Source organism: Caballeronia temeraria (assembly GCF_001544795.2).
Classification (GTDB): Bacteria; Pseudomonadota; Gammaproteobacteria; order Burkholderiales; family Burkholderiaceae; genus Caballeronia; species Caballeronia temeraria.
Genome location: NZ_FCOI02000040.1, coordinates 1 through 25,960, shown reverse-complemented (window position 1 = coordinate 25,960; position 25,960 = coordinate 1). Strand labels below are relative to the sequence as shown.

Here is a 25,960-nt window from a genome sequence, read left to right as displayed (position 1 = left end):
CGCAAGGAGAGTGCCGACCCCGGTGATCTCTGAGGGAAATATTTAACCGTGTCCGATTCTCCGGAAATCCGGGTCGGACGTCAGCTAGTCGGCTGGATCTGGATCGCACTGGCGGTCGATCCCGATGGCGGGCCATCGCTTGTGCTTTATCGCTCTAAGGAAGTATTCGCGAACGAAGAAGCCGCGCGCTGCAACGCCGAAGCGGTCCCTAGGAAGCTGGGTTCTTCGAAAGCCGGCGAGTGAACCTGCGGCATAGCCGTTGCTGTTTTCTGGAAAAATCCGTCTTTTCGACCATGCAACCAGCTCTTCGCGTCCTTCCCGTATGTGGAGCGTCCGCTCGTTCCAGAGCGTCACTCCGCCCGTCGCTTTCTTGATTGATTGTCGACGACGATCGCGCGCAGGCGGAGGCGCTTGCGGCTGTTCTGGCTCTCGAAGGGTTCCGAACAACGGTCGTCGAAGGAAGACGGCAAGCATTAAGGACGCCGCCAACATTCGGACCTCACATTGGACATTGACATGCCTTCTGTGATGGATTCGCGGTGGCCACGGCATGCGTGAATCGGCCTGCTTCGCCGCGGTTGCTATCATCGGGTATAGCTCGCTCGACGAAGCTGAGGTCGTCGAACGCGGCAAACAAGCCCAGATCGACGCGTTCTGCCGAAAAGGTAACACTCTGCATTGCCTGTTCGACCTCATCGAGGTTACGGCGCGGTCGGGCCCGCCGGCACTTAAACGTCGCCTTGTGTCGAGGGTCACTCCTACTCGGGGGCGGGCTTGCTTTTTCGGGCGGAAGAGCTGTGATTGGCACCGCTCGCCGGTATGACAGGCGTGACAGGCTGTCTACCGCCCGAAGATTCTTGCGTTGGAGGTCGGGCGCTATCCGCAGTGTTCCCGGTGTTGCCGCCCGGCGTGGACGGCTGCATGCCGCCGGCGGATCCTTGTCCGCTAACTCGACCGTCTCCCTGCCCCGACGATGCAGATTCTTTCGAGCTCGATGCGAAGGGCCCTTGCCCTTCAGTTCCTGCCGCGTGCGCACCGCCGATGACAACGACAATGAGCGCGCAGAGGCAGGCATTTCCTAGAATCAGTTTCATACGACCTCCGAAAGCAGTTCTGTCAGCCGGCCTTCTGCCTAATACAAGACGGCAAGTCGCTGCTGCGGACGTCCCCATGTATCCCGTCAGAGTTCCGGTGAATGGAGGTCCGCTTCGACGATTTCCATACCGCGACGCGACGCGGCATCTCTGGCCGCATCTTTGGTCTCGAAAGGACCAATTTCCTCGGCGCCATCAAAAGGAAAGAGCAGTCGTCCGTCCGTGACACGTACGACCTTCAATGTACCCATGAAGCGCCCGGTGGTGCCCGGACGATACGACGCGTATACGCGGTAATCGTCCGTGGAATGACCAGGAGTCGGCTCGGGGCACTTCGTTGGAAAGAAGACCAGCTCGGGCCGGCGCAGGCTATTGTCGTCCATGGAGAAAGGCACGATTCGGGCACGCTGGGCCCTGAGTGCTCGCCTACATGACGCAAAAACTGCTCCATGTCCAATGACGTGGGAACCGGAGAGCGCAAATCACCCGTCACCGATGCCCAAAATCCGCTCCACTTCGGAACGCGATCGGAACGATCATTGCTACATAAGTGAGCCGATCCCGTGCCCGCCATCGTGAAATCGCTTCTCTTCGTCGAAGACAATCCGTACGACCTCGACCTCGCGCAGATCGCTCTCGAGCCGTACTGTGAAACGTGCACAATGGCCATCGCTCGCGACGGCGAAGAGGCGCTTTTATCTGCGGCGCGAGGGTGCCCGGAAACACCGCCTCAACGCGGACCCGGCGCTCGTACTATTGGACCTCAAGCTGCCAAAGGTTGATGGTCTTGCTGTTCTGCACGAAATCCGCCGACCGCCGAGCACCTCGTCACTACCCGTTGTTGCGTTGACTTCTTCGCGTGAACCGCGCGATCTGCGCCGCTGCTACGAACAAGGCGTCAACGCATATCTGGGAGCCTACGAGTTTCAGCGAATTTTCTAAAATGCTGGCGCTCGTTGCTTCTTTTTGGTTGCGGCTGAACCGGCGACCGCCGCCCAATGCAAAAGCCCGATGACTTGCGTTATACGATCGGCGTTAGGCGCACACCTTGGGGTCGTTCATGGCCCCCATCATCCCATATGCACTGGCGCCTCACCTCCCGCATGCAATAAGCCCTGCTTTACGGAAGCCCCCAAGCTCTTAACCATTCGATAGAATCGGAAGTAAATTCGTGGACGTCGATGCCGTGCTGGCCCCCGGCCTTGTCGACCCGCGCATCAGGTGCGAAGGTTCGTAAAGACGGCAGAGCGCGAGGGTACAACAATTAGCGACCCACGGACGATGCAACGCGGTACATAGCGGAATGCTTGCCGAGCGGCGTCGCTTGGACTCAGCGAGCGAGACGTTCGAAACGGCGTCAAGCTCTGGTGTTGAAAATTGTTCGACTCTTTTTAGCAGTCGCCTTCAAACTTCACCGTCTTCAAGCCCAGGAACTGCAACCGCGCCGCGTGACCGTGAAGTCGAGGCTAACGCGACAAAGTTGACAAACGCGACAAAAGCGGTCATTGTGCTGGTATTGTGTCTCGCACGAGGCCGAACCATGTCCAAGCCAATGCCCGCCATGGAGTTCCCTGAAATCACCGCTGAAGACGCTCATCGTTTCGAACGTGCCGTACGCATCAAGGACGAAGACGCCTTCGTCGCCGAGTTGAACGCGTTGATTCGAGAGAAATTTGCGGAGGCTGCACCCTCGCCGCTCCAGCTCACCACGGGCTTGCCAACGAAAGCACGCGCGCTTCGGGCAGAATCACCCTGGCAGCCGTCGGCGACCGATGTGCAGCGCGGGCGTGCGGCGTTGCTGCGCGCATACGATGCACCCGGGAACATTCCGCTGACGGAGTTTGCGCGGTTCGCACACAAGTCGCGCCAACAGATCTATAAAGATCTGTCAGCACGGCCTCGGCGCCTTCTCTCAATAGACGTGGGTCGTCGGGGTCAGCGACTGCCCGACTGGCAGCTTGATCCGCTGAAGCTGAAGTTCACCCGCGAAGCGCTCACCCGAGCGGCGTCGGTTGACTCGTGGACACTCTTTCGTGCGCTGTCGTCTCGAAATGATGCGCTCGGTGGTCACTCACCTATCGAAGCCGTGACGCCAGGCAACTTCGATCAACTTGTCGAGGTTGTCCTGAACGCGGTCGGTATTCACGGTGAGGAAGCAGTTTGACTTTGTCGATTCGCAGCCGCGTCATTGCGGCCGGAGAACTGCTCCAACACATCAGCCGAGTCGAATACGCCGCCACGCCGCTCTATTTTGGTAGAAGCTCCGCGAATCGGTACGACGATCCGACGGGTGACTATAGGGTTCTGTACCTGGGCTTTGACCTTCCGACGGTATTGATGGAGTCGGCCTTTCATCAGCACCAATGGCACCGAAGCCGTTCGCGTACCATTTCGCTAAGCGAGATTCGTGGACGCATTGTGCGTGCTGTCGGCGTAGTCGCGCGACTGAACTTGGCTGACATGACCGCGCCAGGCGTGATGGCGCGGGAGTTCGGCCTTAATCTCGGCCAATTAGCTAGCCGACGTTACATCTACACAACGTATCTCTCGGCAGATTTACGAAGCCCTCGACAACAGCGGCATCCCAGCCGGGTCCACCGGGTCCTTGTGACGCGCAGAAATGGTCTGACATTGCAGCACCATCGAACACGCCAGCGGCATCGGGTCGAGGCCCAGATGCGGCTGTGCGGCGTGCGCGCCCTTGCCCGTCACCGTAATCCTGAAGCGCGAACCCGCCGCCATGACCGCCCCGCGACGCAGCCCGAAATGTCCGGCCGCCAAACCCGGCCAGTTGTGCATGCCGAACACGGCCTCGGTCGGAAAGCGCTCGAACAGCCCGTCGTCGATCATCTTACGTGCGCCTGCGCCGCCTTCTTCTCCCGGCTGAAAGACGAAGTGCACGCTGCCGGGCAACTGGGGCAATGTTTTCAAAAGACGTGCGGCGCCAAGCAACATCACCGTATGCCCGTCGTGCCCACAGGCATGCATGACGCCATGCGCACACGACGCATGGGTGAAATCGTTAGCTTCATGAATGGGCAGCGCGTCGAGATCGGCGCGCAGCACGATGCCCCACGCCGGATTCACGCCCGGCAGATTCGCCACCACGCCCGTCCCGCCCAGTCCGCGCGACACCTCGTACCCCAGCGCCTCCAGTTCGCGCGCCACGACGTCTGCAGTGCGGTGCTCCTCGAAACGCAGTTCGGGATGGGCATACAGATCGCGTCGTAACTTCTCCCAGGGCGCGGAAGCGTGTTCAGCGATGACTCGACAATATCGGCGGATTCCAATTCGACGCCTTTTGAGAGCGAACGGTTTCGGGCGCGCGAGGTGACGCAATCTAACGTCAAATAATGTGACGACAGATGCCTCGCATGGTTTCAATCGTAGTACCCGAGGATTGACTTGATCTCCATATACTCTTCCATGCCTTTGACACCATACTCTCGGCCATTGCCGGATTGCTTGTAGCCGCCAAACGGCGCCTGCGGGTCCCACGCCGGATAGTTCAGATGCACCTGACCCGACTGAATACGCGACGCAACCGAACGCATCAGCGCCTTGTCCGTGCCTTGCACATGCGCGCCGAGTCCATAGACGGTGTCGTTTGCGATGGCGATGGCTTCGTCCACCGTGTCATAAGGCAAGATCGCCAGCACCGGCCCGAACACTTCCTGCTGAGCCACGCTCATTCCGGTGTGGACGTCGGAGAAGATCGTCGGACGCGCATAGAAGCCTGTAGCGAGTCCCTCGGGCCTGCCCGCCCCGCCGATTACCAGTTTCGTGCCTTCGTCGATGAAGCTTTCGATCATCTGCTGCACCCGGTCAAACTGCGCCCGATTGGCGAGCGGACCGTGCGTCGTCGCTTCCGCGAAGGGATCGCCGACGCACATCTGCTCGGTTGCCGCCACGGCGAGCGCCTCGACTTCGGCGAGGACGCCGCGCGGGACGATCATCCGGCTCGGCGCGCTGCACGACTGACCCATGTTCCGGAAGGCCGATGCCACGCCAAGTGAAACCGCAGGCGGCAGATCGGCGTCCGGAAGCACCAGGTTCGGCGACTTGCCGCCGAGCTCCTGCGCCACGCGCTTGACGGTTGGCGCTGCCGCCTGAGCGACCAGCACACCCGCACGCGTCGATCCGGTGATCGACACCATGTCCACCTGCGGATGCGACGCGAGCGCTGTGCCCACTTCCGGTCCTGTCCCGCTGACCAGATTGAAGACGCCCGCGGGAATGCCTGCATCGGCCATCACTTCGGCAAACAGCAACGCGCTTAGCGCCGACAGTTCGCTGGGTTTGAGGACAACCGTGCAACCTGCCGCCAGCGCCGGGCCGACTTTCGCCGTGATCTGGTAGATCGGCCAGTTCCAAGGCGTGATCAGTGCGCACACGCCGATCGGTTCGCGCGCAATCGCCGTGGTGCCGTGCTGGACGATAAACGGGTACTTCAACAGGTTGTCGCGTGCGACGCCGAGATGGGCAATCGCGAGCGGCACATGCCCGCCGCGGGCATAGTCGATCGGTGCACCCATTTCCAGCGTCAGCGCCTGGGCAAACAGTTCGGTGCGCTCAATCATCAGGCTATGTACGCGATCCAGCAGCGCCGCGCGCTCCTGTGGCGACGTCGCGGACCACTGCGGGAATGCTTTACGCGCCGCTAGCACGGCGCGGTCGACGTCTTTCGCATCGCCCAGCGCAATCTCGCACAGCGTTTCCTCCGTGGACGGGCAGATCACCGCAGCCCGCGCCGTGTCTGAAATAGTCGAGGGCAGCGTCCATTCGCCATCGATAAAGAACCGGTCCAGCCGGCCCGCCTGCTTCAGATGAAGAACGGGTGAAATCATTGCGGCTTATCCTGGAGGCTTGACCATGCGCCTGCGAAGGCGAACACGGTGGTTTGTGATTAATATGCCGGTGGGCGCGACGACGGTTAGAACTCGGCGACCTTTCCCCACACCGATTCGTCGAATCGCTCCGGGCGGTAAGGTTCGGGATCGACGATCGGTTTCAGGCCCATCACCAGGTCCGCGACCAGATGACCGCATCCTGGACCAATGCCAAAACCGTGACCGCTCAGGCCTGCAGCCAGCACGAAGCCGGGCACTTCGTTCACTTCGCCGATTGCAGGCACGCCGTCCGGCGTCATGTCGATATAACCGGCCCAGGACGCCGCCACCGCCGCCGCGCCAATCGCCGGACACAGTTCGATGGCCCGTCGGTGAATCTCCTTGACCGTGGCCTGATCAACGCACGGATCGAGTACGCGCATCTTTTCCATCGGCGTGGGGCGATCGAGTGCCCAGCGCCCCATGTTCTCGTGACCGGAGCGCACGCCTTCAAGATATCCCGGGCTCAGGCTGCGCCAGCGACGCGTCAACATCGGCAGGAAGTCGTTGGCGTAGCGAAACTTTTGCAGCGTGAGATCGAGTTTGCCGAGGCCGCTGATGGCAAGCGAATACGTTCCGTTACCGCGTCGCGTGATCGTGATGGCCTTGGTGTGCATCGCGTCGGGCAGCGTGCCGCGCGGTAGCGAAACCGACATCAACGACGAGCGGATGGTGGCTTGCGGCAAGCGAATGCCGAGTTGGCGGCAGAATGTCGACGTCCAAGCACCGCCCGACAGCACCGCGATTTTTGTGCGGATCGTGCCGTGCTCCGTGATCACGGCGCTAACGCGTCCGCCTTCCGTTTCGATCCCCCGCGCCGCGCAGTTCTGATGTACCGTTCCGCCAAGTCTCATGATGCTGCGTGCCACGGCGGGCGCCGCAGCGCCGGGGTCCGCGGTGCCGTCCGTTGGCGCGAACACACCACCTTTCCAGTTTTTCCCCGTCGAAGCGCCGCGCTCGGTCGCGGCCTTGCCGCCGAGCACTTCCGTCTTTACGCCTGCCGAGCGCGCGAAGGTGCACCATTTTGCCCAGCCAGCCAGTTCGCTGTCGTCGTTGCTCAGATAGAGCAGTCCGCTGCGACGAAAGCCAGCCGTCTCACCCGACTCGGCTTCGAACTGATCCCACAACCTCAGGCTTTCGATCGCAATCGGCAATTCGCGCGCGTCACGGTTCTGTTGACGACACCATCCCCAGTTCCGGCTGGATTGCTCGCCGCCGACTATGCCTTTTTCGATCAACGCGACCTTCACGCCGCGCTTCGCCAGAAACCATGCGGTGAACACGCCGACGATGCCCGCGCCTATCACGACGACATCGGCGCTGTCCGGCAGCGTCGGGGTGGTAACAATGCGGGTCAACGGTACGCGCATCTGAGAAAACTCCTTACTGACTGAGGTATTGGGTGCCATGCGTTGGTTTCTGCCGGCCGGCTGCAATTGATACTACAGAGGGTTCGCGGCAGAAAATATCAAATGGACTGGTCTACACGAAGCGACGCTGTTCTTTGCAGGCCCCTGCCCGCATACGACGCATCGGGTCGCGCACTTTCCGCGCATGCACGCCAGGCAATCGCGCGCAGTGCCGTTCTAGAACATGGCCTGACTGACGAGCCCGTACGGTCGGTAGACCGCATCGGGCGGCCCGCGATGTGCATTGGCGGGTGCATTGCGAACCATCTTCACCGTGGTATCGACGCGATTCAGGCCTTGCGCGATCAACCACTCGGTCAGCATTGCGCCCGAGGGGACGTCAATACGAACAAACTCGCCTTCGCGACCGGTCAGCCAATGGCCGATCAGCGCCCTAGCTTGCAGATCGTCCGGCGAACGCATCGCGACGACCGGCCCGAGCACGAGGCCCCGACCGAAGCGACGCAGCACCGAAAACCCAACAATCTCGCCGTCACGTTCGAGTACCGCGCTCTCGCCCATTTCCAGCAGCGCCAGATACATCGCATTGCGTTCGAGGCCATAAGCGCGGGTGGCGAGGTCGATGAGCGTGGAAAGATCGTCGGCAGTCGCCGCGCGCAGCCGTTCGCCGGCGGGCAATGCCACCGGCGACACCTCGCCGACATTGCCCTGATGCTGATCGAGCGTATCGCAGACGGTGAAGCCGAGTTTTTCGTAGAGCGGCTTGCCAGCAGGCGTGGCGTGCAGGAACGTGACGCGCGGGCCGAGTTGTTCGAGCAGCAGTTCCATCAGCTTGCGACCAATCCCGCGCCCCTGACGTTCGGAGGACACGATCACGAGACCCAGCGAGGCTTGATCCGCGCCAAATTTCCAGCACAGTCCCGTGCCGATGAGGGCTCCGTTTTCTTCGGCCGCGAAGCCGGTGCCGTGCGCGGCGGCGAACTGCCAGTCCTCCGCGCGATGCGGCCAGTTGACCGCCCGTGACAGCCCGTGCGCCGTCGCGATATCGGCGGCGGTAAAGGCTCGATAGTGGAGACTCATCGTGGATGGTGCGTTCATTTTGCCTCCTGTCTGATTCGGTTTGCCCTATGGATGTCCGAGCCGGGCGACGTCCGGACGACGCTACAGCGTCGCCACGGCTTCGATTTCGATCTTCAGCCCAAAGTGCAAGGCCGGAACCGGCACCACCGCGCGAGCGGGTTTGGCGTCGCCGGCCCAGCGCGCATAGATCGCGTTGAGACTCGCCCAATGCGCGACGTCGACGATATAGACACGGACCTGAACCAGCTTCGAGACATTGCTACCCACGCCGCTCAACGCCGAGCCGAGATTGGCCAGCACCTGCGCGGCCTGGGCGTCGAAGTCGCTGTCCGTGAGCTTCGTGCCGTGCGCGTCGATGGGCAGTTGACCGGACAGGAAGACCAGTCCATTGGCAATCGAAACGTGACTGTAGTGACCGCCCGGCATCGCGAGTCCGGCCGGGTTTAGCATCTGGGGAAGATGCCCCGCGTGTTCGGATTGGTTCATGAGGGCCGCTCCACGTTGGATGAGGTTCCCCGGGGTCATCGGTCAGACGCAGCCATTGCCGGGTTCGTACGACGCACTATAGAAAAAAACCTCTCTGTCATGTTTAATATCCATTGAACCCAGCGTTAAAGGCCGTTTAATGATCGAACTGGAAGATATGCGCCTGTTTCGCGCGCTCGGTGTGTCGCAATCGCTTGCCGCCGCCGCGCGGCTGCTGAATCTCACGCCGCCCGCGGTGACGGTTCGGCTTCAGCGCATCGAGGACCGTATGGGCGTACGTCTTGCAACGCGTGCGGCTCGCGGCATCTCGCTCACCACGGAAGGTCAGCGGTTGGTTCAGGAAGCCGTCGAGATCATGGAGCGGATCGAGTCGATTCCGTCACGCATCTCTGGCGAGACGGGCGGCGTCGGCGGACATTTGCGCGTCGTCGCGCCGTTCGGCTTTGGTCGCGCGCATCTCGCGCCGCTGGTGCGAGATCTGCATCGCTCGCATCCGAATCTCGAGATTTCGCTGATCCTGTCCGACAGCCCGCTCACGGCGGCCCAAGGTGCCGACGCCGTCGTATCTATCGGCAACGTCAAGGGGTCGTCGTGGATCGGGCACTATCTCGCCCCAAACGACCGCATCCTTTGCGCAAGCCCTGCCCTCGCGCGCCGCTTGTCGAAGCTCGCGCATCCGTCGGAACTCACGCAGTACCCGTGGCTGACATTGCGCGAAAACGACGAGGATGTGACGCGTCTGCGTTTCACACAGGCCGACGCCTCGGGAAAACGCAATGCGAAAGCCGTCACAGTCAGGCTGGACGGCACGCTGTCGTCCAAAGACGGCACGGTTGTCAGCGACTGGGCGATCGAAGGACTTGGCATCGTCGAGCGCTCCGAATGGGACGCTGCGCGTCTGATTGCAACGGGAAAACTCAAACGTGTGTTACCCGCATGGCGTCTCGAATCCGCGCCGGTGATGGCGTTGATGCCCTCCCGTCATGGCCTGACGACCCGTCAGCGGGTGTTTCTTGAAGCCGCCAAGTGCGCATTCGATCCCGTTCCGTGGCGCAGTTGAGGCGCGCTTCACTCATATTGACCGATGCGCGACAAGGTAGGCTCGCCGGGTCATCCGCCACGACGCCCGGCTAGTATTCAATCTGGATTAATGCTCCCTTTATCGTTCGTTAAACACAAGCCTCAACGCGAATCCTATATTGGCGACTCGATCCGCACCGCGCCATGCCGATACCCGGACCCCACTCGCGCATGAAATCGCAAGGAGCCGCAGATGAAATTGCAGTCGCTGAATACTCCCGCCGCATTGATCGATGTCGAACGCATGACCCGTAATATCGAGCGGATGCAGCACCGCCTGAACGCGCTCGGCGTGAGTTTCCGGCCGCACGTGAAAACCACCAAATGCGATCAGGTGGTGCAAGCCCAGGTCGACGCGGGCGCACGCGGCATTACCGTATCCACGCTGAAAGAAGCCGAGCAGTTCTTTACGAGCGGCGTGCGTGACATCGTCTACGCGGTCGGCATGGCGCCCGTCAAACTGCCGCAAGCACTATCGCTGCGTCGGCAAGGCTGCGCGCTGAAGATCGTCGCGGATAGCATCGTCTGCGCACAAGCCATCGTCACGTTTGGCCGGGAGCATCAGGAAAAATTCGAAGTGTGGATCGAAGTCGACGTAGACGGCCATCGCTCGGGTATCGAACCGGAAGACGGTCTGCTCCTCACGGTCGCCAGCACGCTCGTCGAAGGCGGTATGCAACTGGGCGGTGTCATCGCCCATGCGGGTTCGAGCTATGACTACGACACGCATGAGGGCCTGGTTCGCATTGCGGAACAGGAGCGCTCGCGCAGCGTACGCGCAGCGCAACGCATCCGCGAAGCGGGTATGCCGTGCGACGTCGTCAGTATCGGCTCTACGCCGACCGCGATGGCCGCCACGCATCTGGACGGCGTGACCGAAGTGCGCGCTGGCGTCTACGTGATGCTCGACCTCGTGATGCACAACGTGGGCGTCAACCAGACCTCTGAAATCGCGCTGAGCGTGTTGACGACGGTAATCGGCCATCAGCGCGCGAAAGGCTGGGCGATCGTCGATGCGGGCTGGATGGCGATGAGTCGTGACCGGGGCACGCAGCGCCAGAAGCAGGACTTCGGCTATGGGCTGGTCTGTGCCGAAGACGGCGAGGTCGTGGGCGACTATGTAATGAGCGGCGCGAACCAGGAGCACGGGATCATCTCGCAGAAGGGCACGCCGGACTACGACATCGAGGCGCGCTTCCCCATCGGCACACGTCTGCGCATTCTGCCGAACCACGCCTGTGCAACGGGCGCGCAGCATCCCGTCTATCATGCGATTGCCGCTGACGGCAGCGTGGAAACCTGGCCGCGTTTTTACGGCTGGTAATACGTACGGAAATCGAGCCACTAACCGAGCCGCAGAGGCCCGTCGAAGTTGCCTGTTCGCCGTGTGTAGAAGCTCGCTCGTCGAATGCCCCGGTGCCGAGCGGCGGACGAAAGGTGGGATGACGGATTAATCTTGCAAGCGGCCGTTATCGTCCCGCCGGCCGAGGGCTGCGATTTGTAGCCCCCCATGACCTGCTCTGTCTGAGCGTCCCGGCAATCGCTCTCGCGAACAAGACGGCGAGAATAGCGTGACAGTATTGACAAGCAATGACGTCAGCGATTTGGTGCACCGCGCGCAGCTCGATCGCCGCGACCTGCAGGTGCTCGCGGCAGCGAAGGCGCTCCGGTCACTTGCAGGGAACCGGCGCGAAGCGCTGTGGCAGCCTCCAGATGTGGTGCCCAACCGCGACATGGCCGATACTCGAATCGACGATGAAACGCCGGCGCTCGGTGCATCGTCGGAAGCGCAGGAGCTCGTGAGCGACTACAACACCGCGGGATTGTCGCTCGGACGCCATCCGCTATCGCTCTTGCGGCCGGCGCTGCTTGAACAACGGTTGATGCCCGCTTCGACTTTGCGCACATGCCGGAACGGTCGTCTCGCGCGAGGCTGTGGGCTTGTGACCATCCGGCAACGACCTGGGACCGCAAAAGGCGTCATGTTTGTGACGCCCGAGGATGAGATGGGCAAGGTGATCGTCAGCGTGTGGCCGTCACCGCTGGAGAAACAGCGACGGGAAACGTTGGGCGCGGCATCGCTCGCGGTGTACGGCACATGGCAATGCGACGGGAAGTTCGCCATCCGGTGGCACAGCGACTCGTCGACATGTCGCATCTTCTCGGCGGACTGACGACAGTCAGCAAGAACATCTGGCCACGGACGGCGTACGACTACTGGCTGGCTGATCGGTCTTTACCGACTTTCTTCTGCGCGTTCTGAAGATCCTGCGGATAATGAGGATCATTTCCTCTCGAAGGATTGTATCCCGCGTCTTCCAACTTCTTAAGTTCAGCGTTCTTCTTGGCACGAGCCTGCGCACGGGCTGCCTTTCGCTGCTCTTTGCTGCCATGAGATGCCTGATCGCCCTGAGCGTTCGTCGGACCTGCCTCCTGAGCGTATGACAGGTGAACAAGCGACGCGCCTAGGCCGGCCACGATTAGAGTACTCGCGATCCCGCTGAGTCTCAATTTCATCTTTCCTCCGATTGAGGTTTATGCACCATGCAAACTGAGCAGTGTCGTGCTCCGGTGAGAGCGCTCCCTATCGCTCAATCCGTGACAAGCGCGAGTACACGCAAAGGGCTGCCTGAACCCGCTTGGATCTTCAATGGCGCCGACACGATTACCGCGCCCTTGGCCGGCAGCTGATCGAGATTCTTAAGGCACTGCAATCCGTACCGATTCGAACCGTGCATCAGCGTGTGACACGGATAAGGCGTCGACCATGCGTACGATTGGCCAGCATCAGTGTTGATGGTCTCGACGCCGAGGCCGTGCACCTTCCGCTCGTGTATCAGCCATTCAACCGCCTCCTGCGTCGGGCCGGGGGTGTGCGCCCCATCCTCACGCATATTGAGAAACGAAACCGGATCCGTGCGTTTGGACCAGTCAGAGCGCAGTAGCACCCAGGCGCCAGCCGGGATGCGCCCGTGCATTGCTTCCCACGCTTCGAGGAAACCGACGCTCAAAAGCCAGTCCTCATTGGCCGCCACCTCACCGCTCGCGTCTATCACGACCGCCGGTGCAATGAAGTTATGAACGTCTATGGTATCCACGGTGTTGTGCTCGTGGTCCTTGCCCGTTACCCAATGTACGGGAGCGTCGAAGTGCGTGCCGGTGTGTTCGCCGCACGAGAAATTGTTCCAGTACCAGCCCGGGCCCTGCTCATCGTACTGACTGATCCTTTCCATCTTGAACGCCCAAACCTGACCGAACTGCGGCGGCAACTGCAACGCGGGGAAATCCGGTGACAGAGTTTGCGTCAGATCGACCACGCGGACACGGCCGCTCGCGAGATCGACGGTAAGTTGCTCAAGACTATTGCTCATGCTGGGCTCCGTTTTATGCTCAATCGACTATGAATGCACTGGGTTGCGCCCGCAGTGCGCGTTGCTATCTGTCATCTCGTCCGATTTCGTCTACCTGCCGCGTTGTCTTTGGCGGGAAAACCATTCAAAATCATGTTTAGCCTGTCTTTGGCGCCTCGAGACTTGCGGCCCCGGCGGCTCAAACGCGTCTTAATCAACGGCGCGTCCCTCTACGACTGCAGACCATCCAAGCATGAGCAATTCACCTTTCAGCGGTTTCGTCGATGACTACACGCCCGCGCTGCTCGCACAAGTCAGCCAGCTCATCTCTGGCGAATTCCATGCGATCGTGCAAGCGGCCGGCTTCGAGGTCTCTGACTGGCGCGTGCTGTCGACGCTCTCGGAAGGCAAGACGATCAGCATCGGTCAGCTCGCTCAAAAGACCGTCACCAAGCAGCCCACCGTCACACGGTTGCTGGACCGCATGGAAGCGCAAGGCTACGTCAAGCGCGTCCCGCACGACACCGATCGACGGGTCACACTCGTGCGTATCACGCCGCAAGGCCAGAAGCTCGTCTCAGCGCTCATTAAGCAGGCGAAAGCTCATGAGGAGCGGGTGCTGGCGCCACTGGGAAAAGCCAAGGCCGATGAACTGAAGGCCACCTTGCGTTTACTTCTCGATCTGCACCGCCCGGCCGAGTAATGCGGTCCGCGGCCGGTCCGTTCAGCAGGTAGCCTCGGCTATCCTCGGTTAAGCGCCTTAGGCCGCGCCAGCTTGAACTTCGCCGCCTCTTCAATTTCAAAGTAGTCCGCAGGACCGCCGCCGCGCATCACCGGGCGCGCGGCCGCCGTTGCATACGCGTTGTCACTCAACAATCCACGCGCGATGTGCACGCCGACGACCTCCCCGATCACCATCCACGTGTCGATTGCGCTGCCACTCGCACGTCGCAACTGCATCACGTCAGATACCCTGCACTCGAACGAAACCGGGCTTTGCGCCACGCGGGGGACGGAGACGACGCGTGATGAAGCCGCTTCCACGCCGGCGAGTGCAAATTCGTTGACATCGGCCGGCACTTCCGCGCTTGTCATATTCATGTGCTCGCACAGGTTCCGGGTCACCAGATTCCAAACAAACTCTCCCGTTTCTAGCGCGTTACGTACCGTGTCCTTGAAGCCAACGCTCGAGAACGCGAGGACGGGCGGCGAATAGTTGAAGATATTGAAAAAGCTGTAAGGCGCGAGATTGAGGCGGCCGTCTGCGGCGCGCGTGGAGATCCAGCCAATCGGGCGCGGTCCGACGATCGCACCGAGCGGATCGTGGGCGAGACCGTGCCCGCTCGCAGGCTCGTAGAAGTGGATATCCTCGTCTGCGACACCCTCTGACGCGACAAGCTGCGGCGCATTCATCTCAATACTTCCCGGAGAGAAGTTCGCCGCACCCCGCCACCTCGGTGCGCAGGTCAAGACGCCTCAGCATCTGCCACGTCGTCGCCACCGCCGCTGAGACAGTGGGGATGCCGGACTCGTCCTGAACACGCTGGATAGAAGGCAACGATTGCATTTGCACGCAGGCGGACAGCACGAGGGCATCGGTGTTCGCGCGGTTCAGGCGCTTGTAGATTTCCAGCAGCCGCGCCGGGTCTTGCGCCGCCACCTGCAGGTTATCGGGAATTTCAAGTGCGACGTAATCCTGCACTTCGACGCCTTCGCTCTCGATGTACTCCACGACCATCTTGGTCAACGGTTTCATATAGGGGCACACCACCGAAACGCGCTTCGCGCCCATTGCGTGCAGCCCATCCACCAATGCGCCCGCGCTGGTCACGACCGGCGCTGAGCCACCATTTTCTACGGTACGCTCGAAAAGACGCTTCTCAGACACCCGGTGATAGCCCTGACCCATGCTCATGATCGCCACGAGGCACGCATAGCCCAACACATCGACGCGCGCATCCGACAGCTCGAGCGCGCACCGGTCGCTGTCGCGATCCATGGCTTCGAGTTCCTCCTTGACGACCTTCTTCATCCGCATGCGGCTGGAGTGGAACGTAAATCGCTCGTCGAAGTCGCGCTCGCGCGCACGAAACATCGCCGGAATCTCGGTTTCCATCGTCGTGTTGGACGAGGGCACAATCTGCCCGATACGCAGAACACGCGGTTGTGTCATGACTTGCTCTCAGTAAGCTCGAAGGCGTTAAGGTCCGCATCGGTTTCAGCGTCGAGGCGGTTAAGTATGTCGGCGGGGCCGTCGTCAAACTGCGCAGCCGCGAGCGGCCGGCGGTTCACGCGCAGATCGAACACGTCAAAGCGGTTGTAGTGGCCAGTGATGTCGTGCATCTGGCGCGGTTGGATGCAGCGCGAGAGATCGATGTCGGCATACACGATCCCTTCTTCGTCGATCAGCGGTTCGCCGATTACACGGCCGTCGGGGCCGAGAATGCCGGAGAACGCGCTGTTGCGGCGTGCAAGCAGCTCCCGCGCTTGCGGATGCGTGGCACTCATCGCGTCGACGATCTCCGGTGACACGGTCGAACACGACACCACCGTAAATAGCTTGCCTTCGAAGCAATGCGCGGCGGCTCTCACCCGAATCGCTTCGGCCATGTCATAGTCGGGGGGAGCCACCGGCAGCGCGATATAGCTCGCCACATGAACGAGTTCTCCTTGTGCGAGCAGGCTAAAACGCGCCAGTGTGTTCGTGTTCTCACCACACGCGAGTGAGCCCAGCGGCCCGACGCTGGTGTCGTGCACGCGCAGTGCGGAGCCATCGCCATTCGCCCATGTGAGCTTTTCGGCCCACGTCGGCACGAGCTTGCGATGCCGGCCCAGGATGCGCCCGTCGTCGCTGATCGTCAGAAGCGTGTTGTACAGCGTGCCAATGCCTGTTCGGCTACGCTCATTCACGCCGACCACGACATTGATGTGATTCGCTTTTGCAGCGGCGGCAATGCGGCGGATCTCGGGTCCGGGAATCTCGATCGCCGACTTGCAAAGCTTCTCGAACCACGGACTGCCTTCCACCGGGTTCATCACCCAGTTCCAGTAAGGATAGCCCGCCACGAACACCTCTGGAAAGGCGACGAGCCGCGCGCCGTTGCCGGCTGCTTCGCGGATGAGCCCGCATACTTTGTCGACGGTGGCGTCGGTGTCCAGAAACACCGGGGCGGCCTGCACCGCCGCCGCCTTGAATTGGGGAAGATTGAGCATGGAGCGTCTCCGATAGTTCGGCAGGGTTAAGCGGATCTCGCGGGCGTCAAACAGCCACCACCGGATGACGCAGCTCACCAATGCCCTCCACTTGCCCATGCACGATGTCCCCGGGCCAGAGCCATTCCTGCGGCGAACGGCCCGCCCCCACGCCGTCCGGCGTGCCGGTCGCGATGATGTCGCCTGGCTCCAACGTGATGGCCTTGCTGATGTCCGCGATGAGCGTCGGCACCTTGAAGAGCATGTGGCGCGTATTCGAGCTTTGCTTGGTTACGCCGTTGACGGTCAGGCTCAAGTTGAGCGTATGCGGGTCGGGAATCTCGTCTGCGGTGACGATGCATGGCCCGAACGGTGCATACGTGTCCTGCCCTTTTGAATAGATCCACTGACCGGCGCGGCGACAATCGCGTGCGCTCATATCGATCATGACGCTGTAGCCAAACACGTAGCTGAGCGCATCGGACTCGCTGACGCGCTTGGCGCGCGTGCCCATGATGACCGCAAGTTCGATCTCCCAGTCGAGCTGCTGCGTGACTTCCTTGTTGTGCTCGATGGCGTCGCCCGGACCGATCACCGAGGTCGGCGGCTTTGAGAAAATGACGGGTTCCTTCGGCAAATCCTTCGACGTATCGAGGGTGCGGCTCGACTCCGCAACGTGCTCAACGTAGTTCAGGCCGATCCCGAAAATGTTCTTGCGCGGCCGCGGAATGGGCGCAAGCAGCTTGACATTGCTCACCGGCATCGAGACTCCGAACGGCCATTTGCCGCGCTGTTCGTTGAGCAACGCGCTGGTCTGCCGTACTGCCTGCGGGCCGAGGTCGATGAATTCGAGCATGCCCGCCGGTAAAGGAAAGCCCGTGGCGGCGCCCAAGCGCTCGAGGTCGACGACAGCATCATCGACGATCGCGCCGAGACGAGCGGCAGCATTTACATCGGATCGATAGGTGACAAGACGCATGATAAAACCTCCCTAAAACCCGCCCGACAAATGAGGCGGCTAATATTGAATCGAACTCCGAATGCCCGACGTTCACTCTGCTACGGTCTGATGCCCGCCGTTTTCGGCAAGCGCTTCTTCGCGATATAGGTTCAGCGCCTGCATGACCGGCAAATCGTTGAAACAGAACAGGCACGCGTCGTCCGACGATGAGCTGTTCGCGTGCTCGTGGAACGCCCACGACGGCACGCAAAAAATGTCACGTTCGGTCCAGTCCAGACGCTTGCCATCGATGATCGAATAGCCGCTGCCCTTCGCCACCTGATAGATAAAGCTGCCCGTGTGCCGATGAGCGCGCGTCTGCTCGCCCGGACGAAGCAATTGCATGCTCGCGCCAATGGTCGACATCACGGGGCCGCCCGTCACCGGATTTCCGTAATGCATCAGCACGCCGTCGAACGGCGACCCGTCGGTTACGCGTGCGTGCCGTACAAGGGCTTCGTACGTCGGCTCCCACTCGTACTTGAAGAGCGGGGAGTAGCGCTTGTTCCAGTCGCCGTTCTGCGGGAGCAGACCCGGCGCGCCCCAAGTCGCCGTTGAGTCGTTCACCGGGTGCGTGACGGCCTGGCGAAGATCGGGATGCACCGCATAGAAACCGGCCTCCAAGGCATTGACGAGCGGAATGTCGAGACCGTCCTGCCAAATGCAGGGCGTGCCCTCCTTCGCCACCCCGTGCTCATGCCAGGTGCCATTGGGGGTAAGCACGAGATCATTGCGCCCGAGCGTCATCTTGTGGCCGTCGACCACGGTGTAGGCGCCCGTGCCTTCCATGATGAAACGCAGCGCCGATGAAGAGTGAGCGTGCGCCGATGCAACTTCCCCCGGGTGCATGACCTGAAGCCCCGAATACAGCCAGCCAACCGCTGCTGACACCTCGCGACGACCCGGATTGCTCAGGTAGATGACGCGACGGCCGGCTTTTTCGGGCGAGACGAGGTCGACCGAACGGAGCACATGCTCACGCATATCGCGATAGCGCCAGAGCACCGGGACCGACTCGGACCTGGGCTGCCACGGTTCGATCTTGTTCGCCACGGTCCAGAGCGCCCCCGCCTCCAACTTTTCAAGTGATCTGTAATAGGCGATGAGTTCTGGCGTGTCCTCAACATCTGCGCGGCCCGCGACGCCCTCGCGATACGCGTCGTAATTTTGCTCAGCCATGTCGTTGCGACTCCATTGCGTGAAAGTAGGGTCAACCAGGCACGCTGCCTTCTCATGATGGCGCGCGTTGAAAGGCGCGTTCCATCTGCTCCTTAGCAAACAGATACTGGGCCGGCCATTCCACGTTCCGGTAGCCGAGCTTTGCGCTTTCACGCAGCAGCCAGGCGGGATCCGCGAGATACGGGCGCGAGATCGCGCATAGGTCGGCGCGCCCCGACGCGATGATGCCGTTCACCTGGTCGCCTTCCGTGATGGCGCCTACGGCAATCGTCGGCACCTGCGCCTCGTTGCGAACACGGTCGGCAAACGGCGTTTGATACATGCGGCCGTAGACAGGCTTCTGCTGCGGCGTCACTTCGCCAGACGAGCAATCGATCATGTCCGCGCCGGCGGCCTTCAGGAGGCGCCCGATCTGCACCGCGTCATCGCCGCCAATGCCGCCTTCCACCCAGTCCGAGGCGGAAATCCGCACCGAGATCGGTTTTGCCTCCGGCCACACGCGGCGCACTGCGCGAAGGACCTCGAGAGGAAACGCCATGCGGTTTTCGAGCGATCCGCCGTACTCGTCGTCTCGCTGGTTCGTGATCGGCGAGATAAAGCACGACAGCAGATAACCGTGACCCGCTTGCAGCTCCAGCCAGTCGAAACCGGCTGCATCGGCTCGACGGGCGGCCGCAACGAAGTCGTCGCGCACGCGGTCCATGTCCTCCCGCGTCATGGCTCGAGGCGTTTCCGATACACCGGGCAGATACGGCAGCGCCGAAGCCGAAACCAACGGCCAGTTGCCGGCCTCCAGCGGATGGTCCATCTTCTGCCACCCAAGTTGCGTCGATGCACGGCGTCCCGCATGACCCAGCTGAATGCCGATACGCGCACTGGAGTTGGCGTGAAGAAATTTAACGATGTGCGCAAACGCGGCCGTCTGTTCGTCGTTCCAGAGTCCGGGACATCCCGGCGTCGCCCGTGCTTCCGGAGAAACCGCTGTCATCTCGACCATCACGAGCCCTGCGCCACCGAGCGCGCGGCTACCGAGATGCACGAGATGAAAGTCACCCGGCACGCCGTTTTCGCACGAGTACATCGCGGTGGGCGAAACCACGATCCGGTTCTTCAGTTCGACGTCGCGGATTCGATACGGTGTAAGCATCGGGGGCACAGCGTGGTCGGCACTCGTCGCGCCAGCCTGGCTGGCAAGCCACGTTTCATAGCCTTCGAGCCATTCGCGGTCGCGCAGACGAAGGTTCTCGTGCGAAATTCGTTGCGAGCGGGTAAGCAACGAATAAGCGAACTGTTCGGGTTCCAGACTGGCGTAGCGCTCAACGTTCTCGAACCAATCGGTCGAATTACGCGCGGCGTTCTGTATCTTGAGTACTTCGACGCTGCGCACCGCCTCGTAATGCGCGAGCTGCGTTTCGAGTGACCCACTGACCGTTTTCAAACTACGCGCCAACTCGATCGCGTCCTCGAGCGCCAGCTTGGTTCCTGAACCAATCGAAAAATGGGCGGTATGCGCCGCGTCCCCCATCAGCACGACCGGAACTTGCTTTCCATCGCCTTGCGTGGTCCAGTGCACCCACTTCCCGCAAATGACGCGCGGGAAGCGAATCCAGATCGCGGAGCCGCGCAGATGCGTGGCGTTGCAGATAAGCGGATTGCCGTCGAGATACGGTGCAAAAAGTCTCTCGCAATAGGCGATGCCCTCTTCCTGACTCATCTCGCCAATGCCCGCGGCTTGCCACGTCTGCTCGGGCGTTTCGACAATGAAAGTCGACAGACCGTCCTGGAAACGATAGGCATGCGCCTGGAACCAGCCGTGCTCGTTCTGCACAAAGATGAAGTTGAAGGCGTCGAAAACCTTCTTCGTGCCCAGCCAGACAAAGCGGCATCGACGCTCGTCGATATCGGGACGGAAGGTCTGCTGATACTTCTTGCGCGTGAGGCTATTCACTCCGTCGGACGCAATGACGAGGTCGGCGTCATACTTACGAGCGATCGCCTGATCATCCTCGACATACTCCTCGAACACCAGCTTGACGCCCACGTCTTCGCACCGCGCTTGCAGGATATTGAGTAGCTTCTTGCGGCCAATGCCAATGAAGCCGTGTCCACCGCTTCTGATCGAGCGGTCCTTGAAGTGAATCTCGATATCGTCCCAGCGGTTGAACGCATTCCCGATCGTCTGAGCCGATACCGCGTCGGCCTCGCGCAAGTTGTCCATGGTCGCGTCGGAGAACACCACGCCCCATCCGAACGTGTCGTAAGGACGATTGCGCTCGACGACCACAATCTCGTTTTCTGGATCCTGCAGCTTCATAAGCAGTCCAAAATAGAGGCCTGCCGGCCCGCCCCCAATGCAGACGATCTTCATTTCCCTTACTCCGATATCTCAGATTTACCTATTTCAGCGCTGCCAACAGGGACGCCCCGCTTCATTGATTGACCGCAACTGCGCACTCATTCGCCGCACGCTCAATCCCCGCCCGCAGATCCTGTGGGATCGGAATCGATTCATGGGTGTTCAGGCAAGTCGTCACAATTGTCTGCCGCGCGGCCATGCGAACCACGCCATCGGCGCCGGTACACGTCCATCCGAGCGTCAGTGACTTGTTGCCGAGGCGTTGCACGTCGAGCGAGAGCGAAACCTGGTCGCCCATTTTGCTGATCGCCTTGAAGTCGACCTCCAGACGCACCGTCGGCATTCCGACGCGCCGCGTGCCGAGCACGCCGTGATAGCCATCGGGCAACATTTCGTCGATCCACTGTTCGATCAAGTCGTTGAAGAGCACGAAATATTGGGGATAGAAGACAATCCCGGCTGCATCGCACTCGGAAAAGTGGATCTTGCGCCGGCGTTCGAACACATGTGCATTCATACTGATTCCTCGATTTGTTGTGGGCCGCTCAAGCCAGCGCGTGCCGCGCAAGCGCCGCTTTCAACTTGTGGCCATGTTCGTCGGCGAGCGCGGCGTCGCGCAAGTCGCGCAGGGTTGCAGGAGCCAGCCGCGCACCGGCCTTACTCACCGCGGTCATCAGCGTCTGGTAGTTCTTCAGGCCGCGTGCGTGGGTATCGCTATAGCCTTTGACGAGTCGCTGGCACTGCGCGATTTCAGTGGCCAGCGCGGGATTGAGTTTTGCCGTCTCGGCGATCTGCGCCAGCCAAGCTTCGATACGTGCGTTTTCGAGCTGATAGCGCAGCGTGCGGCGCCGAATGGCCCGCAGACTGGCGACGGCGTGCAGCATCAAGTAGCCGCCCAGCGAACTCGTGCGGACCACCCGTCCAGACTGCGTGCGTCGCTTGACGAATCCGTGAAGCCAATGCGGCTTCGCCAACCAGCGGCCGAGGCCCGCAGGCAGCGTCTCGCAAATTTCCTCGATACGCGGATGCATGAACTCGTTAATTTCCAGCAACTGGTTCGACTGAGCCTGCACTTCACCGCGCACGCGCTCGAAGCGCGCGCCGCGCGTCTTCAGGTCCGCCACACGGATCGTATCTTCATACGACATCCAGAGCGCGAGGTGACGCGCCGTCTCGCGTAAAAGCGCCGTTTCTTCGGCGGGCAGTTCGCTGGCGAGCGCAATGAGCCGGTCGAGATACAGGCGCGCGTAGGCGGGATCCTGATAGTCGATCAGGCGGCGCACACCTTCGAGGGCAATGCGTTGAACCGCGATTGGCAACTCGGCGCGTACGCGCTCGACCAGCCGTGCGACTGTCGAATTGCGAGGCGTCAGCTGCAACTCGTCCGCAGGCACCCCAGCGTCGGCAGTCTCTTCCTCGCTTGCGCGATCGAACGCGAGGGCGAATGCCCGCAGGCTCGGCTTGACGCCGACGCCGCCCCGCTCGATCGTCTCCTCGAACTCGCGGCGACTGAACGGCAGCACGCCAGCGCCTGCGAGCGCGCCGAACAGTACGGCGCTGATCACACTGCCGCTTGCCTGTGCAGCAGCCGCCATGTCGAAGCGGATGTAACGTTTCGCAGCCTTGCTCGCGTGTGCAATAAGCGTTTCGCTATCCACGCGGCCATCGCCCATTGCGGTTTTTTCTGCGATCGAGTAGACGCGATGCGTGGAAGAAATGAGCGTCGTGCGGTCGGAGGTGACGAGTCCACGTTGCACGGCCCGGCCTGCCTCCATCAGCTCCGAAGCGAGAACGACATCCACATCACCCGGCAAAGGCATCAGCGAGAGAACGGGCGCGCGGGCGAGGCCCGGTTCGACCGGAAAGAGCTCCACGTAATAGATGGTCGCTCCGGTACGCTGTGCGACCCCCGGTACCGACGTAGTCTGGGCGCGATAGCCATTGTGCTCGCCGAGATCGACGATCCAGTCGGCGAGCACCCCGCCGCCTTCGCCGCCCATGGCGAGAATCGCAATTTTGATGGGTTGCAGGTTCATCATGTCTTTCCTGAATCAGAATGCGTAGCGTGCACGGCGCGCGGCGCCGCGGCGTTGCAGCCAGCCGATCACTGCGTCGCGAGTGCGCTGGCGCAGCTTGTCTGCGCGCGTGGGGTTGCTGATGATTTGCGCGCGATAGAACGACGGACACAGGACCGCTGCATGCGAAACCTCCCCGCACAGACCGCAGCCCACGCAACTGTCAAGCACGGTCGCCACTGGGTCAGTACGCAGCGCGTCGGGATTGGGTTTGATCGACAGCGATGGGCAACCTGACAGGCGGATACACGAGTGATCCCCCGTACAGGTATCGGAATCGACGCCGAATCGTTCTCGCACCACGCGCTCGCCCGCAGCGATGGCCTTGCGCTGCTTCGGCTTCTCCCGCCGCTGCTTGTTGAGCATGCACTCGCTTTGCGCGATCAGCACCTTGGGCCCCTTCGTAGGCGTGGTCAGGGCCTCCTTGAGCGTCGCCTTCATGGTCTTCAGGTCATAGGTGCGACGAACCGTCTTCACCCAATTCACGCCCACTCCACGCACCGCCTGCTCGATCTCGTGCCCCGTGCTACGGGTCGGATTCAATGCGGTGGAAGAAAGGATGTCCTGACCACCTGTGGCCGACGTATAACTGTTGTCGACCACCACAGTCAGGTTGTCGCTCTTGTTGAAGACGGCATTGGCGATGCCGCTTGTCAGTCCGTTGTGCCAGAATCCGCCGTCGCCCATCATGGAAATGGCGCGCTTCGCGGCTGGGGCATTGAGCGCGGCCGCGCTGGCGCCACCCAAGCCGTACCCCATCGTTGTGGCGCCCAGATTGAACGGCGGAAGGATGGAAAACAAATGGCAGCCAATATCGGCGCTGACGTGATGCGGGCCGATCTCACGCTCGAGCAACTTCATCGCAGTGAAGATCGGCCGCTCAGGACAGCCCGTGCAAAAGCCAGGCGGGCGCGCATGCACATTGTCGTCAAGCGCGGGCAACTCGTTGACTCCCGGTGGCCGATTGTCTGCCGCGACGTTAGTCGTGGCCGCTTCTTTGACCGCGACCACCGGTATCACTTTGCGCGGCGCCGGCTGCGGCTCAAGGACGCCATATCGCTCGAAGAAGCTACGCAATCCCTTCATCACCGTCGCGGTGTTGTATTCACCAGCAAGCGGCAGGACGTCCTTGCCATGCAGCGCGGCCGACACGCCCCGCTGACGAAGGATCGCGCTGGCGTTCTGCTCGACGAAATTAGGCTGCCCTTCCTCGATCACAAGCACCGCACGCTTGTCCGCACAGAAACGCTCCCATTCAGAGTCGATCAGAGGATACGCCACGTTCATTACGTACATCGGGATTTTCGACTCGCCATACACGTCGGCGAGGCCCAGCCGTTCGAGGGCTCGCAACACCGTGTTGTAACTACCACCTTGCACGGCAATGCCGATGTCGTGGCCGTCTTCTCCGAAAAATTCATTAAGCCTGCGTGACTCGATGAACTCGACGGCCGCAGGCCAACGTTCATGGATCTTTTCGCGCTCGTGCGCAAAGCTCGCTGGCGGCAGCACGATACGGTTGACGTCGCGCGCCGGGTTCTCGAGTGCGTCCTTGATCGTGAAGGCGGAGCGCTTGTTATCAGAGGCGACGAACTGACCGTGCAGATGGCACGCGCGAATGCGCAGCTGCAGCATGACGGGCGTACTGCTCGCCTCCGAGAGGTCGAACCCGTCCTTCACGGCTTGCACGATGCAAGGCAGATTCGGGCGAGGGTCAAGCAGCCAGATTTGCGACTTCATCGCGAAGGCATGACTACGCTCTTGCATGATCGACGAACCTTCGCCGTAGTCCTCGCCGACGATGATCAATGCGCCCCCGGTCACCCCGCCCGACGCGAGGTTCGCCAGGGCGTCGGAGGCCACGTTCGTGCCCACGGTCGCCTTGAATGTAACGGCGCCGCGCAGCGGGTAATTGACTGACGCCGCGAGAGAGGCGGCGGCGGTCGCCTCGCTGGCGCTGTTCTCAAAGCGGATGCCGTGGTCCAAAAGAATGTCTTGAGCGTCGGCCAGCACATCCATCAGATGCGAAATGGGTGCGCCCTGATAGCCGGCCACATACGCGACACCCGATTCGAGAAGGGCCTTGGTCACCGCAAGAATGCCCTCGCCGCTGAACACTTCGCCCGCGCCCAGGCGCAGCTTCTTGACTTCCTCGACAAACGAACGCTCGGCCATCATTGCCCTCTTACGGAATGTTTCTATCGCCCACGACGCGTGAATCGCCGTCCTTGAAGCTAGTATATTTCCATTTTCATTTATTCCATAATCATAGTTTTCCCTGAGGATCGGTTCGTATTGCCCGTGGAGTGGCACCCCAGCCGGATAGGTTCCGGGGTCCCGCCACCCCTGCTCCTTTGGATCACACAATCGCGCTGAAGATGGCCCACGCCCCGTAGAGGGCGGCGGCTGCGGTTCCCCGCAATGAACCGCCGAACCACACTTGGGGCGGCCATCACTGCTCACAGCCATCGCCCGCAACACGCACCGGATATACGCCGTCGGCTCCGCAGGAAGCCTGCTGATATGCCGGCTCGCGCCCTTAGCACATCTGACGCATCGTCCGGTGCAAGCACACTCAGATGCCGAGCGCTGCATCGTTGACTGGCTCGACGAGGTCGAGTTGTCCTTTCAGGGGGTCCGGCTGTTCCGTGACCGCGGCCCCGGACGGCATGAACTCCAACAGTGCGTTCGAGGACGCGTCATTTGCCTGCCATATGGGGCGACCAGCAGCATTAGCAGGCCGCTGAAATACACTCGAGCTGAAGCGGCCTCGCTCCAATCACAAGGCTTTCGCCGCGAGGTTTTCGCA

22 protein-coding genes and 3 pseudogenes are annotated in these 25,960 nt (G+C 61.4%); 8 read left to right on the top strand and 17 right to left on the bottom strand.

The features are described 5' to 3' along the window. The first annotated feature begins 48 nt into the window (after positions 1–48). Positions 49–243, top strand: a complete 195-nt coding sequence (locus AWB76_RS41270; RefSeq protein WP_157696267.1) for a hypothetical protein — start codon at positions 49–51, stop codon at positions 241–243. A gap of 937 nt (positions 244–1,180) precedes the next feature. On the opposite strand, the gene AWB76_RS33845 is transcribed toward AWB76_RS41270, so the two are convergent. Continuing rightward, on the bottom strand, positions 1,181–1,477 hold the full coding sequence (locus AWB76_RS33845; RefSeq protein WP_244173563.1) for a DUF6723 family protein: 297 nt from the start codon (positions 1,475–1,477) through the stop codon (positions 1,181–1,183). A 265-nt stretch (positions 1,478–1,742) separates the two neighbouring features. On the opposite strand from AWB76_RS33845, the gene AWB76_RS39695 reads away from it, so the two are divergent. The 3 genes and pseudogenes from AWB76_RS39695 to AWB76_RS39690 all read left to right on the top strand — a co-directional run. Further along, complete coding sequence (locus tag AWB76_RS39695; RefSeq protein WP_341845321.1) at positions 1,743–2,036, top strand: response regulator; 294 nt, start codon at positions 1,743–1,745, stop codon at positions 2,034–2,036. Between the two features lie 598 nt (positions 2,037–2,634). Continuing rightward, positions 2,635–3,258 (top strand): integrase, encoded by a 624-nt coding sequence (locus tag AWB76_RS33840; RefSeq protein ID WP_244173561.1) that lies wholly within the window; start codon positions 2,635–2,637, stop codon positions 3,256–3,258. Further along, a pseudogene (locus AWB76_RS39690) lies at positions 3,255–3,599 on the top strand (RES family NAD+ phosphorylase); the annotation flags it as partial. The gene AWB76_RS33840 and the pseudogene AWB76_RS39690, both read left to right, overlap by 4 nt. Positions 3,600–3,680: 81 nt before the next feature. On the opposite strand, the pseudogene AWB76_RS33835 reads toward AWB76_RS39690, so the two are convergent. From AWB76_RS33835 to AWB76_RS33815, 5 genes and pseudogenes are all read right to left on the bottom strand, one after another. Then, positions 3,681–4,384, bottom strand: a pseudogene (locus AWB76_RS33835) (amidohydrolase); the annotation flags it as partial. 90 nt (positions 4,385–4,474) lie between these two features. Then, on the bottom strand, positions 4,475–5,941 hold the full coding sequence (locus AWB76_RS33830; RefSeq protein ID WP_061164460.1) for an aldehyde dehydrogenase family protein: 1,467 nt from the start codon (positions 5,939–5,941) through the stop codon (positions 4,475–4,477). Positions 5,942–6,027: 86 nt separating this feature from the next. Next, the gene (locus AWB76_RS33825) at positions 6,028–7,353 is read right to left on the bottom strand and encodes an NAD(P)/FAD-dependent oxidoreductase (RefSeq protein ID WP_061164459.1); all 1,326 of its coding nucleotides are present in this window, start codon (positions 7,351–7,353) and stop codon (positions 6,028–6,030) included. Positions 7,354–7,569: 216 nt separating this feature from the next. Then, positions 7,570–8,451, bottom strand: coding sequence for a GNAT family N-acetyltransferase (locus AWB76_RS33820; RefSeq protein WP_061164458.1), 882 nt, complete (start codon positions 8,449–8,451; stop codon positions 7,570–7,572). Between the two features lie 63 nt (positions 8,452–8,514). Further along, the gene (locus AWB76_RS33815; protein ID WP_061164457.1) at positions 8,515–8,919 is read right to left on the bottom strand and encodes a RidA family protein; all 405 of its coding nucleotides are present in this window, start codon (positions 8,917–8,919) and stop codon (positions 8,515–8,517) included. Between the two features lie 139 nt (positions 8,920–9,058). Here AWB76_RS33815 and AWB76_RS33810 point away from each other — a divergent pair, with 139 nt between their 5' ends. The 3 genes and pseudogenes from AWB76_RS33810 to AWB76_RS33800 all read left to right on the top strand — a co-directional run. Beyond that, a complete protein-coding gene (locus AWB76_RS33810) occupies positions 9,059–9,979 on the top strand; it encodes a LysR substrate-binding domain-containing protein (protein WP_061164456.1) in 921 nt (306 codons plus the stop codon). A gap of 213 nt (positions 9,980–10,192) precedes the next feature. Beyond that, complete coding sequence (locus tag AWB76_RS33805) at positions 10,193–11,323, top strand: DSD1 family PLP-dependent enzyme (protein WP_061164455.1); 1,131 nt, start codon at positions 10,193–10,195, stop codon at positions 11,321–11,323. 238 nt (positions 11,324–11,561) lie between these two features. Beyond that, positions 11,562–12,190: pseudogene (locus AWB76_RS33800) on the top strand (error-prone DNA polymerase); the annotation flags it as partial. 23 nt (positions 12,191–12,213) lie between these two features. Here the strand turns inward: AWB76_RS33800 and AWB76_RS33795 are convergent. Further along, the gene (locus tag AWB76_RS33795) at positions 12,214–12,516 is read right to left on the bottom strand and encodes a DUF4148 domain-containing protein (RefSeq protein WP_061164453.1); all 303 of its coding nucleotides are present in this window, start codon (positions 12,514–12,516) and stop codon (positions 12,214–12,216) included. Between the two features lie 74 nt (positions 12,517–12,590). Continuing rightward, positions 12,591–13,370 carry a cyclase family protein gene (locus AWB76_RS33790; RefSeq protein WP_061164452.1) on the bottom strand — a complete coding sequence of 260 codons (780 nt, stop codon included), beginning with the start codon at positions 13,368–13,370 and terminating at the stop codon, positions 12,591–12,593. A gap of 232 nt (positions 13,371–13,602) precedes the next feature. On the opposite strand from AWB76_RS33790, the gene AWB76_RS33785 reads away from it, so the two are divergent. After that, on the top strand, positions 13,603–14,052 hold the full coding sequence (locus AWB76_RS33785) for a MarR family winged helix-turn-helix transcriptional regulator (protein ID WP_061164451.1): 450 nt from the start codon (positions 13,603–13,605) through the stop codon (positions 14,050–14,052). Positions 14,053–14,090: 38 nt separating this feature from the next. Here AWB76_RS33785 and AWB76_RS33780 read toward each other — a convergent pair whose 3' ends face one another. The 9 genes from AWB76_RS33780 to AWB76_RS33740 all read right to left on the bottom strand — a co-directional run bounded on the left by AWB76_RS33780 (position 14,091) and on the right by AWB76_RS33740 (position 25,326). Continuing rightward, complete coding sequence (locus AWB76_RS33780; RefSeq protein WP_061164450.1) at positions 14,091–14,762, bottom strand: flavin reductase family protein; 672 nt, start codon at positions 14,760–14,762, stop codon at positions 14,091–14,093. Position 14,763: 1 nt separating this feature from the next. Further along, positions 14,764–15,522 carry a maleate cis-trans isomerase family protein gene (locus AWB76_RS33775; protein ID WP_061164449.1) on the bottom strand — a complete coding sequence of 253 codons (759 nt, stop codon included), beginning with the start codon at positions 15,520–15,522 and terminating at the stop codon, positions 14,764–14,766. Further along, positions 15,519–16,562: a carbon-nitrogen hydrolase family protein gene (locus AWB76_RS33770; RefSeq protein ID WP_061164448.1), complete on the bottom strand. Its 1,044-nt coding sequence runs from the start codon at positions 16,560–16,562 to the stop codon at positions 15,519–15,521. Before AWB76_RS33770 ends, AWB76_RS33775 begins: the two co-directional genes overlap by 4 nt. Positions 16,563–16,608: 46 nt before the next feature. Beyond that, positions 16,609–17,520, bottom strand: a complete 912-nt coding sequence (locus tag AWB76_RS33765) for a fumarylacetoacetate hydrolase family protein (RefSeq protein WP_061164447.1) — start codon at positions 17,518–17,520, stop codon at positions 16,609–16,611. Positions 17,521–17,592: 72 nt separating this feature from the next. Then, complete coding sequence (locus AWB76_RS33760; RefSeq protein ID WP_061164446.1) at positions 17,593–18,720, bottom strand: cupin domain-containing protein; 1,128 nt, start codon at positions 18,718–18,720, stop codon at positions 17,593–17,595. Between the two features lie 52 nt (positions 18,721–18,772). Further along, a complete protein-coding gene (locus AWB76_RS33755; protein ID WP_061164445.1) occupies positions 18,773–21,088 on the bottom strand; it encodes a bifunctional salicylyl-CoA 5-hydroxylase/oxidoreductase in 2,316 nt (771 codons plus the stop codon). A 61-nt stretch (positions 21,089–21,149) separates the two neighbouring features. Continuing rightward, positions 21,150–21,593 carry an acyl-CoA thioesterase gene (locus tag AWB76_RS33750; protein ID WP_061164444.1) on the bottom strand — a complete coding sequence of 148 codons (444 nt, stop codon included), beginning with the start codon at positions 21,591–21,593 and terminating at the stop codon, positions 21,150–21,152. Between the two features lie 28 nt (positions 21,594–21,621). Next, the gene (locus tag AWB76_RS33745) at positions 21,622–23,112 is read right to left on the bottom strand and encodes an indolepyruvate oxidoreductase subunit beta family protein (protein WP_096031389.1); all 1,491 of its coding nucleotides are present in this window, start codon (positions 23,110–23,112) and stop codon (positions 21,622–21,624) included. 15 nt (positions 23,113–23,127) lie between these two features. Continuing rightward, positions 23,128–25,326 carry a thiamine pyrophosphate-dependent enzyme gene (locus tag AWB76_RS33740; protein WP_061164479.1) on the bottom strand — a complete coding sequence of 733 codons (2,199 nt, stop codon included), beginning with the start codon at positions 25,324–25,326 and terminating at the stop codon, positions 23,128–23,130. Positions 25,327–25,960: the final 634 nt, after the last annotated feature.